This window comes from Alkalihalophilus lindianensis, from assembly GCF_032843265.1.
Lineage (GTDB): Bacteria > Bacillota > Bacilli > Bacillales > Bacillaceae_D > Alkalihalophilus > Alkalihalophilus lindianensis.
Genome location: NZ_JAWJBA010001123.1, coordinates 1 through 231, shown reverse-complemented (window position 1 = coordinate 231; position 231 = coordinate 1). Strand labels below are relative to the sequence as shown.

1 pseudogene is annotated in these 231 nt (G+C 28.6%); it reads left to right on the top strand.

Going from position 1 to position 231, the window contains the following annotated elements:
- Positions 1–149: 149 nt before the first annotated feature.
- Positions 150–231: pseudogene (locus RYX56_RS25595) on the top strand (type I-C CRISPR-associated protein Cas5c); the annotation flags it as partial.

Genomic DNA, 231 nt, shown 5'->3' with positions numbered 1-231 from the left:
CATAATATATCTTTCAATCCGCGCTTTCACAGCGACACTTTATTATAACATATAAAAATATAAAAGTTTAAAATTCATATAATATGTTATTTACAAAATTGATTTATAGGTATATTATGGGTATATAGGTTAATAAAGGAGGTGAGTTTATGAGAAATGGAATTGAATTTGAAGTTTATGGAAGCTATGCACTATTTACAGATCCTTTAACGAAGATGGGGGGCGAAAAGC